General features: G+C 47.8%; 11 protein-coding genes. 9 read left to right on the top strand and 2 right to left on the bottom strand.

The genetic code is table 11. From position 1 onward, the window contains the following. Positions 1 to 133: 133 nt before the first annotated feature. The 4 genes from F6J94_RS21855 (at position 134) to F6J94_RS21840 (ending at position 4,559) form a co-directional block, all read left to right on the top strand. A complete protein-coding gene (locus F6J94_RS21855; protein ID WP_293044105.1) occupies positions 134 to 787 on the top strand; it encodes an AAA-like domain-containing protein in 654 nt (217 codons plus the stop codon). Continuing rightward, a complete protein-coding gene (locus F6J94_RS21850) occupies positions 784 to 3,999 on the top strand; it encodes a CHAT domain-containing protein (RefSeq protein ID WP_293044103.1) in 3,216 nt (1,071 codons plus the stop codon). The genes F6J94_RS21855 and F6J94_RS21850 overlap by 4 nt, the downstream gene beginning before the upstream one ends. Positions 4,000 to 4,131: 132 nt before the next feature. Next, positions 4,132 to 4,293 (top strand): type II toxin-antitoxin system HicB family antitoxin, encoded by a 162-nt coding sequence (locus F6J94_RS21845; protein WP_293044101.1) that lies wholly within the window; start codon positions 4,132 to 4,134, stop codon positions 4,291 to 4,293. Positions 4,294 to 4,436: 143 nt separating this feature from the next. Next, complete coding sequence (locus tag F6J94_RS21840) at positions 4,437 to 4,559, top strand: hypothetical protein (protein ID WP_293044099.1); 123 nt, start codon at positions 4,437 to 4,439, stop codon at positions 4,557 to 4,559. Between the two features lie 177 nt (positions 4,560 to 4,736). On the opposite strand, the gene F6J94_RS21835 is transcribed toward F6J94_RS21840, so the two are convergent. Next, positions 4,737 to 5,336, bottom strand: coding sequence for a PAS domain-containing protein (locus tag F6J94_RS21835; protein WP_293044097.1), 600 nt, complete (start codon positions 5,334 to 5,336; stop codon positions 4,737 to 4,739). 401 nt (positions 5,337 to 5,737) lie between these two features. Continuing rightward, positions 5,738 to 6,937 carry a HEAT repeat domain-containing protein gene (locus F6J94_RS21830; RefSeq protein WP_293044095.1) on the bottom strand — a complete coding sequence of 400 codons (1,200 nt, stop codon included), beginning with the start codon at positions 6,935 to 6,937 and terminating at the stop codon, positions 5,738 to 5,740. Positions 6,938 to 7,467: 530 nt separating this feature from the next. On the opposite strand from F6J94_RS21830, the gene F6J94_RS21825 reads away from it, so the two are divergent. From F6J94_RS21825 to F6J94_RS21805, 5 genes are all read left to right on the top strand, one after another. Continuing rightward, positions 7,468 to 8,031: a globin family protein gene (locus tag F6J94_RS21825; RefSeq protein ID WP_075900247.1), complete on the top strand. Its 564-nt coding sequence runs from the start codon at positions 7,468 to 7,470 to the stop codon at positions 8,029 to 8,031. A gap of 29 nt (positions 8,032 to 8,060) precedes the next feature. After that, positions 8,061 to 8,705, top strand: coding sequence for a cytochrome c3 family protein (locus F6J94_RS21820; protein ID WP_293044092.1), 645 nt, complete (start codon positions 8,061 to 8,063; stop codon positions 8,703 to 8,705). Further along, the gene (locus tag F6J94_RS21815) at positions 8,702 to 9,541 is read left to right on the top strand and encodes a cytochrome c3 family protein (RefSeq protein ID WP_293044090.1); all 840 of its coding nucleotides are present in this window, start codon (positions 8,702 to 8,704) and stop codon (positions 9,539 to 9,541) included. The genes F6J94_RS21820 and F6J94_RS21815 overlap by 4 nt, the downstream gene beginning before the upstream one ends. 157 nt (positions 9,542 to 9,698) lie before the next feature. After that, positions 9,699 to 10,367, top strand: a complete 669-nt coding sequence (locus F6J94_RS21810) for a bacterial transcriptional activator domain-containing protein (RefSeq protein WP_293044088.1) — start codon at positions 9,699 to 9,701, stop codon at positions 10,365 to 10,367. Between the two features lie 8 nt (positions 10,368 to 10,375). Next, on the top strand, positions 10,376 to 11,340 hold a 965-nt coding region (locus F6J94_RS21805; protein ID WP_293044086.1), incomplete at its 3' end, for an AAA family ATPase.

Below are 11,340 nucleotides of genomic sequence, written 5' to 3'. Positions count from 1 at the left end.
CTGCCACCAACAGATACATTGGAGCACTCCGAAAGGAAAGGATATCTAGGAGCTGCATGAGGGGAAACTTTCACGTGCAGTTCTGAAGCGGAGGTGCCCCGGATAATACCGGGCATCGACCGTAACCTATCTTCTGCCTGAAGCTGGCGCTCCCGTGGTTTTATGTCTCGATGAAGTAGACCGAGTTTTTCCCTACCCTGAGGTGGCTTCAGAATTTTTGGGATTGCTGAGGGCGTGGCACGAACGGGGGAAAGTGGAACAGGTCTGGAAACGGTTGCGGTTGGTGGTTGTCCATTCCACAGACGTTTATATTCCCCTCAATATTAATGAATCCCCGTTTAATGTGGGAGTGCCCATTGAATTACCAGAATTTACCCCCCAACAAGTCCAGGAATTAGCCCGACAACATGGACAGGATTGGAGTGAATCCCTTGTGGAGCAACTGATGGAGATGGTGGGAGGTCATCCTGATCTAGTACAGCAAGCCTTATCTCACTGCCAAATCAACGGTAATGACTCCCTAGCGCAACTGTTGCAAGCCGCTCCTACAGATGCTGGCATCTACGCTAACCACCTGCGACATCTGTGGCGGATGCTGCAACCACACCCAGACTTGGCCAAAGCACTGTTACAGGTCATTGATGCTAACGCTCCTGTGCATCTGGACTTGATCGCAGCCTATAAGTTGTACAGCATGGGGCTAGTCAAAAAGCAGGGCAATCAGGTCAGGCTCAGTTGTAATTTATATCGACTGTATTTTAGAGACCGCCTTGGAGAACTGCTATGAGTACAGGAGCCTATCAGGTTGGGGGATGCCTACCACCGGATGCTACTACTTATGTGGTGCGTACCGCTGATGGGGAACTTTATCAGCAGTTGCTGGCTGGAGAGTTTTGCTATGTCTTGAATTCCCGCCAAATGGGGAAGTCTTCCCTGAGAGTGCGAACCATGAAACGGCTGCAAAACCAGGGAGTGGCTTGTGCATCAATTGATATTACGGAATTAGGAACCCAACAGGTTACCCCAGAGAAATGGTATGGCGGCTTAACCAAAACTCTGATTAACCGATTCGGTCTACAAGAAAAATTATCATTTCGGAGCTGGCTCAATGAGCACAAAGATATTCCCCCAGTACAGCTTTTTCGGGAGTTTATCGAAGAGGTATTACTGATCCAAATTGCGGAAAGGATTGTTATTTTTATTGATGAAATTGATAGCGTTCTGCAACTAGCGTTTAAAGATGATTTCTTTGCCCTAATTCGAGCCTGTTATAACAAACGGGCAGAAAATTCTGCCTATAATCGGATCAGTTTTGTGCTGTTGGGGGTGGCGACACCAGGGGATTTAATAGCAGATAAAGACCGCACCCCGTTTAATATTGGACGAGCTGTTGAGTTACATGGCTTTCAACTCCATGAAGTTGAGCCGTTAGTCAAGGGATTGGAGGGACATGTCAGTAACCCCCAGGCTGTGATCGAGGAGATAGTAAAGTGGACAGGAGGACAACCGTTTCTTACTCAAAAGCTTTGTCAGTTGGTGGTGAGTTCTGGGTGTTGGGATCCCCCCCAACCCCCCTTAACAAGTTTCGATCCCCCCCAACCCCCCTTAACAAGTTTCGATCCCCCCCAACCCCCCTTGACAAGTTTGGATCCCCCCCAACCCCCCTTGACAAGGGGGGAGATGGAGAAGGAATCGATTGAGAAGCCCTTGACAAGTTTGGATCCCCCCCAACCCCCCTTAACAAGGGGGGAGATGGAGAAGGAATCGATTGAGAAGTCCTTAACAAGGGGGGAGAGGGAGAAGGTATGGATTGAGAAATTAGTGCGATCGCATTTTATCGACAACTGGGAAGCTACCGATGAACCGGAGCACTTGAAGACCATACGCGATCGCATTCTTTGTAATGAGCAACGGGCTGCCTATTTGTTGGAATTGTATCAGCAGGTGTGGCAGCAGGGGGAAGTTGTTGCTAATAACAGTTTTGAAGAGGGGAAGTTACAGTTATCTGGATTAGTGGTCAAGCACAGACTTGGAACCTCTCCAGTTCTTAAAGTTTATAACCCGATCTACCGTGAAGTCTTTAATCAGGACTGGATAGAGCAAGAATTAGCTCAGTTACGCCCCTATTCGGAAGCCTTTAGGGCTTGGGTGACGTCCGGATGTCAGGATGAGTCTCTACTGTTGCGCGGTAAAACTATAGAGAGTGCTCAAGCTTGGGCACAGGGTAAGAATTTAAGTTATTTAGATCAACAGTTTCTGGCAGCAAGTGAGAAAAAGCAGATAGAGGAGCAAATCGCTCAAAAGGAACGAGATGCCGAACAAAGACTCCAGCAAGCTTATCAGGAACTTGATTCTGCCAAGAGAGAACTTGACAAAGCAAAGCAAAAAGTTAAAAATGTATCGCAGCTATCTGAACTAGGTGGAAAACTTTACAAAGCAAATCAGCACTCTGAGGCAGAAAGAGCCTGGAAACAAGCAGTTCTTTCATTTGAGATTAAAGACTATGAACTCAAACAAGCCATGCTGCTGATAAATATTTCAATTTGTTATCAGCAACTTAAGCAGTTTAATCATGCAATTAATTCAGTTTCACATAGTTTTAAACTCTTATCAAATTCAGAAAAAATAAAATCTCGCGAACACTCAATCATTCTTGCCCAAGCTCTAATGACTAAAGGTCATTTGCTGACAGATCAAGGAGATACTCAGGGAGCATTGTATGCTTACGCCAAAGCTTTTGATAGTCTCCAATCATTAGGTAGTGATTTAACCAGGATAAATCCAGCTATACAGGTTTCTTTTAGAGAGATTTTAGAGGGTGTTTATCAGGGGTTTATCGGGTCACTTTTAGAGGCTAAAAAAACTGGCTATAACCATAATAAAAATCTTATAAAAGTCTGTCAGGTTATTGAATCTCTACATTTAACCGAACTCAATAATTTCCGTCATATAGTTCCCTTGAATCCTAATCTAATCCAAATTGATCAGATTGATTCCCAAGCAGCAGTAATCTATCCTATTATTTTGAACGACCGGTTAGAAGTAATTCTTCACTTGCCCGGTCAACCATTGCACCACTACCAAACCACTTTATCTCCACAAGAATTTGAACAAACGCTTAAGGATATTAAATCGTTGCAACTTTCTAATAATTCTATAGAAAATAGCTTTTATAGATTGTCTGAAAAAGTTTACGAATGGCTTATTAAACCAGTAGAAACTGAGTTAGCTAAAAGTAGCGTAAAGACCCTGGTATTTGTGTCAAATAGTTCGCTAAGAAATATTTCCATGGCAGCTCTCTATGACAGTGATCATGTGTATTTAGTGGAAAAATATGCCATTGCTGTCACCCCCGCTTTACAGATGCTAGAGACTCAGCCCCAGAAACAAAGACCTTTAAAAGCTTTGATTGCTGGAATTTCTCAATCCCACCTAAACTTTTCAGCAACACCCTTTGTTGAGAAAGAGTTAGAACAAGTTAGCTCAATGATACCGAGTTCAGTCCTACTTAATCAGAGCTTCACTAGTACAGCCCTGGAAAAGGAACTTAACTCCTCTTACTTCCCTGTAGTTCACTTGGCAAGCATTGGTAGAAGTTTTCCAAGCTCTAATTCAGAAGATATATTTATACTTGCTTGGGATGAACAAATTAAAGTCAAAGACTTTGAGGAGTTACTGCGTTCAAGAGAACAGGAAAAATTCAACCCGATTGAATTACTCGTCCTCAGTTCTAATGAAACTGCTCTAGAGAATAATCAAACACCTTTTGGATTAGTGGGATTAGCCCTAAGGTCTAAAGTAGGCAGTATTCTCGGCACTCTGGGAGTTGTTAGAGACCAATCCACTGCTGAGCTAATGGTTCAGTTTTACAAAGAATTCACTCAACCGAACGTTACCAAAGCTGAAGCCCTCCGCCGTGCTCAGTTAAGTCTATTAAATGGTAAATTTATTGATCCCTCTGATTGGGCACCCTTTGTTCTAATCGGTGACTGGCGCTAAGGGGCTATGACTTAAGCAGTCAGCCGTCAGCCGTCAGCCGTCAGCTAAAAGCTCACGCTACTTGAAAAGTCGCAAACCGCTATAAGATATTATTAAGTAGAAGACATTATTAAATTTAAAAAATATAATTTCATGAAAACATTTACTGCAATTGTTGAGCGAGATTTGGATACCAATCTCTACGTTGGTTATATTCCAGGATTTAAAGGCGCACATTCTCAGGGAGAAACCTTAGACGAGTTAAAGGAAAATTTGCGAGAAGTAATTGAAATGCTGCTAGAAGATGAAAAGTAAACCTTTGAAACAGAATTTGTCTGATAGTTACAGGATTTTTCATACCTATCAGGTACACAGTATTTTTGGCTTGCTGAATCAAGCAATGAATAGGAGTAGAGTGGGCATCCTGCCCGCCCGAAAATAAGCATGAAACTGGCAAGATGCCAGTTCTACCAAGATGCCTATTCCACAAAACTCTTAAAATCATTCCATTATTAAGCAACGCCGTATTTTTTCCCGATTCCCGATTCCCGATTCCCGATTCCCGCCACACTAATCGGTGAATAGAGGCTCAGGGAAGTTAATTGATGATCGAATAAGATGGGGATAGAGGCAATCAGCCATCTGTGCTATGCAATTGATGATCTTACTCAGGGGTTTGCTCAATTCCAGAGAAACGGTAATGCTAAAACTGCATTGTAGAGCCCTGATGTCTTTGACTTCAAGTTTTTTTAGCAGTTCTAGAACCCAGTGACATGGAGTATCAGCCAGTGGATACTAACAACATTGCCTTGAGGGTCACAACAGACAGATACAGACATATCAACCGCTACAGGTTTACAATGCAGTGGACACAACACCACTTGCCAGTCCTTGAGCTTTTGCAATTCCTGGAGCTGGTGGAGTTGGTGGTGGAACCGATTAGACTCAGCTTCACAGATAAAGCTCATCAGCGGTTTACCGACCAGATAATACTGCTGTACGTTGAGTAGACTAGCAGCTGCATAGTTTGCTTCTTGGATAATTCCTTGACCATTGGTTACCAGGTAACCCTCAGGAGCCAATTCAAACAAATTATGGTAATGTTGTTGCCGTGATTCTAAGACAGCATAAGCAGCTTGCAAAGCCTCATACTTCTCGCTGAGTTCTTCAAGACCCGTAGAGAGTTCCTCTAGAGCAGCATAGAGCAGCTCCGGCTGTAGAGAGGATTGCTTAGTATCTAGTGATTCAAGTTTGAGACACTTTTGAGCTGGAATCTGGTGCTTAGTAAAGTCAAAGCCTGGATTTGTGTTCAGTGAACTCAGAAGTGCTTTGAATACGGGATCTTCGTTTATATTCACTCGTATTTCTCCATCCACAGAGCAAGTCTAGGAACAATTGAGGCTGGACTACTCAACGGCCTTCTGCCAAATCGTCCCCTAGGGTTCGCGAGTGTACTTGATGCTAGCAAATTTTTGTGGCAAAATCGTGAAGCAAACGCCCAGAATTGGCTGCTAAACCACGCTTGCTCCGCAATATCTTTGCTTTTTATTGATTTTTCTGTTGTCTCTATGGATGGCTCAGATCGGCTCTCCTCAATTAACGTCCACCTTAGGGATTTGAGTTAAGGGGTAGCCCACTTCTGAATTAAACCACAAGTATAGAGTATAGCACAAAAAAATGCAAGCGTTAGCAACGGTAGGCTCTGAAGGCTTTACGCCCCTAGACTCATGGGAATTTACTGGGAATTTACAATCAAAATTTACAATGGGAATTTTTTCAGGGCTGCGATCGCATGCAAGCTCACGGAGTGATCTGAGTCTGCGACCAAGTCTTTGAGTAAGGGTATTGATTCAAATTGAGCTAATTGTCCTAGGGACATAGCTAGAGTTTGTTTGATTTGCTGATCTTCAGTAGACAGTTGCCCTGATTGACAAAAGTCGATCAAAATATCAGCCGCTTTGGGTTTCAAATAGTCTGACTCTACCATCCCCAGGACGCTAATGATTTCCCGACAGACTGGTGTGGCTGCCTCCCTCAGCACTGCTTGCAACTGTTGTAGGGAATTGGTAGTAAACTCCCAACTGAAAGCACGGACAATCTCGATTTGTAAAGTGATTGGTGTAGCTGGTGACTGGAGTGCCTTAACTAACGCTTGATGGGCGTCCAAGGTAGCTAAACGCCCGAGTGCGATCGCAGCTTGGTGGCAAACCTCCAAATTCAGGTCATAAAGCAATGGTTTAATCCGCTTGACTAGATCTAAATCTGGCAACAGAGTGCGTAGTAACCCTAGACCAATCACCGCTTCTTTCCTCACCGCTGCCACATTATCGCTTAAGGCGTTCAGCAGGACTGGAGTAATTGAAGGTGAGCGAAAATTACTGAGGGTTTCAATAGCAGTAGCCCGTATTTCCCAGCTGGGGTCATTAACCACACTCAGCAATGGCTCAATCACTTCCGGACGGTGAATATGAGCCAGGGCTTGCACTGCCAATAATCTGGCCTCTGGGGATTCTGGAAAACGGCTTAAAGCCGCCACTGCTGAAGTCCCAATGTTGGCCAGTGCTTCAGAAGCCATATAGGCTAACTCTTCATCCTCACCATCCTTCAGCAATTTGACTAACACCATCACAACTGCCGGGTCATCAAACTGACCTAAGATCCGACCAGCAAACCAACGGACTTCCAAATCTAGTGCTTCATCTTCTAGGATGCTGATTACCGGAGCAATAACAGCTTTCCCCAGTTTTGGTAGCACCTTTACTAAATCCCATTTTTCTTGAAAATCCCCACTCTTGAGCACCTGTAATCCCAGACTCAAGGCTAGCTGAAACTCTTCATCATTTAACCGCTGCTGTGTCTGACCATTTTTCCCTAAGGACAACTGCTGAAGATGGTGAGTTAGTAATGAAAAATTTTCCTGCTGTCCAGCAAGACTGGCTTGTTTTAAAATGTTCAGCATTGTTTAATCGTTGCCTCACGGCAATAAAAAATTAACTGCATCAACCAAATTAAGTGCATTTGACTACTATCTCGATCACAGAGGAGACTGATCCGACGAACAGCTGATTTTCCGACCCGAATATCGGACTCTAATTTAAGCGTTCTCCAACAAAAGCCTAATTATCAAATCGAAAATGTATTACATGCAATAGTTTAATGCATACTATTCATTTTTATAAATTATTTGTAACCAAAGCTACGATGTTTCCCAATTGTGAAACCTATCGTTAGATATCGATATGGACTATTGATCTAATCACATCGACTTAGTCAGTTAGTCAGTGGGAACCTTACACAGTTAGACATCTTTACATCCTGCCTGGTGGGAGGTTATCTCCACTGGGCATCTACCTTTAGCGGATGTCAAGCTCTCAACCTCAATAACCCCAACCCAGAAGTGGGCTTAAGTAATTATCGGGTGCTGGGTGCCAAACTAACAGTTAAATCCCATGTAAATAACATGTAAATCACACGGAGTAATATAGAACAATGTCTTTACAAGTTGAACTATTAGAACAAAGCTTTGATCAGGTTAAGCCTCGCGCTACAGAATTTGTAGCCAGCTTCTACGAAAATCTATTCACCGATTATCCAGCCGCCCAGCCTCTGTTCGATACCACAGATATGGTGGCGCAACAGAAAAAACTGCTGGCTTCCTTGGTACTGGTAGTAGAAAATCTACGCAAACCAGATACCCTCGGTGCAGCCCTCAAAGGACTAGGAGCGAGACATGTTAAGTATGGAGCGCTTCCAGAACATTATCCATTAGTGGGCAATAGCCTCCTAAAAACCTTTGAGCAATACTTGGGTGCGGATTGGACACCAGAGGTCAAGCAAGCCTGGGTAGACGCCTACGGAGCGATTACCACCATCATGTTGGATGGTGCGGATTATTCCTCTGAAGAGGTGGAGTTAGATTCCCCAAAACCAGAGGCGACAACAGCCAGCCCCCAACAGTATGAGGTGCCGGAAACCAACATTAACTGGCCATTATTCGGTGGAGTGTTTGGAGCTGGTGCAATTGTTACCCTGATCCTGGCCATGCTCTTGTAAGCCATGGGGTTGTAAATAGTTAAAAATAAATGGCAAGCAATCTGGGTAAGTTTTTTAAGCCCACTATTCTCCAATCCAAGGTAGTCATCATCGGTGTGATGGTGATCCTACTAACGTGGTTAACCGCTGCCTTCGCGTTAGATCATCGCAGTGTGTTCCTTCCTGGCACTACCTCGGAGGGGCATGTTTTGTTTGAGGTCTCCTGTAACTCTTGTCATGAAGGGTTTAAACCGGTCACCAACGAAACCTGTATGCGCTGCCACGAAGCCGAAATGGCAGCAGATGCTCACGGAGCTAAAAAGTTCCGTGACCCCCGTTGGGCTGAACTCTTAACCAAGATAGATGTACTGACCTGTACTGCTTGTCATAACGAACACGTCCATATGTTTGGGCGAGGAGTTCACCTCAAGCCAGACCTATGTATGGCTTGCCATGAAGGCATCATCACCGGTGACTTAGCCAGTCATACAGGATTTGCTCGGGATGGTTGCTGGACCGCAGGCTGTCATAACTTCCACGACCACCGCTCCATCTCTACAGGATTCCTGCGTCAGAATATCGATCAGTTGCCGATGTTGCCAGAACCTGTACTGTTGGAGCGGACAGTTACTGGGGAATTAGAAGAAGCGCCTACTCCCGATTTAGGTGAAGAATTCCTGGGGAGCGAGTCATGAAAAAACTGATTGCCATTGTACTCGTCCTAATTGGGTTGGTATTGGTCAGCGCTATCCGAGGTAACGCAAACACTGTTATTGATGTAGCCAATGGGGGTGTGCCCAAAGACGCCGCTGCATCGCTTTCCCAAGCGGAATTAGTTGAGATTAATCAGTTGTGGCAAGGCAGTGCTCATGCCTTAGCAGACGTTAACTGCTCTAGCTGTCACCAAGACTCTGAAACTAAAGAATTAGTGGTTAAACCAACCCAGGAAAGTTGTCAAAGTTGCCATGAGGTAGCGGTTGAGACCTTTCTGTATGGTAAGCATGGCATTCGGATATCAGAAGGACTATCTCCCTTGACACCAGCAATGGCTCATTTGCCGATGAAAGAGTCAGCGATGGACAAGCAAATGAACTGCAACAGCTGTCACAATGTCCATTCTGTAGATACCTGGCAAGCCTCTGTAGATTCCTGCTTGACCTGTCATAATGACAGCCACTCCCTCAACTATCAAAACTCAAAGCATGCCCAACTATTTGCTGACCAAGGCACCTTACCCAGACCTAATGGTGAATCGGTGACCTGTGCTACCTGTCATCTACCTCGTCAGCAGCTGGAAAATACAGAAAACACAATTGTCGTTAATCACAACAATACGTTTACTCTTAAACCACGCGATCGCATGGTTAAGGAAGTTTGTATGAACTGCCACAGCGTCGAGTATAGCTATAACAGCATCTTCGACGATGAGCTAGTGGAGGAAAACTTTTCTCAACCTCCTACCCTAAAGCTAGAAACCTTTGATCTAGTTCGTGCATTTGAGAAGAAACGGTCGAGTAACGCTGAAGAGTAGTTAAAGCTACTAATTAACGCTACTAATTAACGCTACTAGTAGTTAAAGCTACTAACTAAAGCTACTAATTACCGAACTGCCTGAGGATCGGGCCCGTAAGCGGCTTAGCAATGCCCTGTGGCAGATCAAGAACGCGGCGGCCGAGAGTGATTTCCCGGTGCTGCTTTCGGCCAACTCCTCCAACGTCGGCATCGCACCGGGGCTGGTGATCGAGGTCGACGCCGAGGCCTTCAGCGACGAGCTGGCCGAATGTGAGCGAGAGATGCGAAGCCGGCGCATCCGAGGGGTGCTGGTCGAACGGCTCGGGGCGCTGGTAACGAACTACCCCGGCGATTTCCTGGCCGGCCATTACGACGACTGGATCGAACCGCAACGGTCCCGCATCCGGGAGCGGTACCACAACGGCCTGAGCCAGCTCATCACGTTGCACAAGGGGCGCTCCCAGTATGAGGAGGCGCTCCAGTTCGCCTCGATCCTGGTGGAACAAGAACCGCTCCAGGAAGAACTGCACCGGGAGGTCATGCGGCTGCATGCCCTTGTGGGCCAGCCCAGCAAGGCCGAGCGCCAGTTCGAGCGATGTCGGGCCGAGTTGCGGGCCGAACTTGGTGTGGAGCCCTCGGCCAAAACGGTCGAGCTGGCCGAGCGCATCCGAGCGGATGCCCCGTCGCTTGGGGTGCGGGTGCGTGACGCCGAGTCGGGAAACGCCCAGATCGTGGGCCGGGTCCGGGAGATGGGCGTGCTGATGGGTCGGGTCGACGAGCTCGTCGCCGGAGACGGCGGTGTGGTGCTGGTTGAGGGAGACCCGGGATCGGCAAGTCGCGCCTAATCGAGGAGATGGTCGACGGGGCCACATGGCGCCGGGTCAGGGTGTTGTCGGCCGGCCACACCGAGCTGAGCTCGATGAGGCCCTACGAGACGTTGCGTGAAGCCCTCAGGCCCTCGCTGGAGGGCATCCGGGGTGAGCATCTGGTGGAGACGGTCGAGCCGGTCTGGTTGCGGCAAGCGGCCGAGGTGCTTCCCGAGTTGGAGGCGCTGTTCGACGGCCCGAGCGTGGGAAACCCTCTCCGGCCCGATGAGGAGTCGATGCGAAAGAGCGAGGCCCTGGCCCGAATCATCCTCGCTCAGGGCGGCCTGGGGCCGACCATGATCGTCCTGGAAGACATCCACTGGTGCGACGATGACTCGATGCAGGTCTTGGCCCAGCTCGGGAACCGTCTGGTCCGAAGCCAGGTACTGCTGTGTTTGACTTACCGCCGTTTCGAGGCGGAACAGTCGGCATCGGTCTGGTCGGGGATCGGCAAGCTCGAGGCGATCCCGTCGGGAAGTCGGCTCGTGTTGGGGCCGCTTTCCGATTCCGAGGTTCGTGAGCTGGTGGCCCGCCAGGCCGGCCCGGCCGGATTGGCGGGGGAGCTGGCGGCCTTGACCGGCGGCAACCCGCTGTTCGTCATCGAATCGCTGCGGCAACCCCAAGACCTTGCCGTCGGTCTGGATCCGGAAGAACCGGTCGAGCTGGAGCTGGCGCTGCCGACCTCCATCGCCGATGCGCTGCTGCGAAGGGTCGGCGCACTGAGCCCGACGGCGCTTCAGGTACTGCAGGGGCTGGCGGCCATGGCCGAGCCGACGTCGACCCGGCTGGCGGCGGCGGTGGCCGGCCTCGATCGGCGTACCACCCTGGAGGCTCTTCACGAGGCGGTCGAACAGGGCCTGATCATCGACGACGATGGTCTGTGCCGGTTCAATCATGACCAGACCCGCCGGGCCGTTTACGACAAGATCCCCGAGGCCGACCGAACCGAGCA

Origin of the sequence: Moorena sp. SIO1F2, assembly GCF_010672755.1 — a bacterium.
Lineage (GTDB): Bacteria > Cyanobacteriota > Cyanobacteriia > Cyanobacteriales > Coleofasciculaceae > Moorena.
The sequence above is the reverse complement of the archived record's forward strand: the minus strand, read 5'-3'. Positions and strand labels throughout refer to the sequence as shown.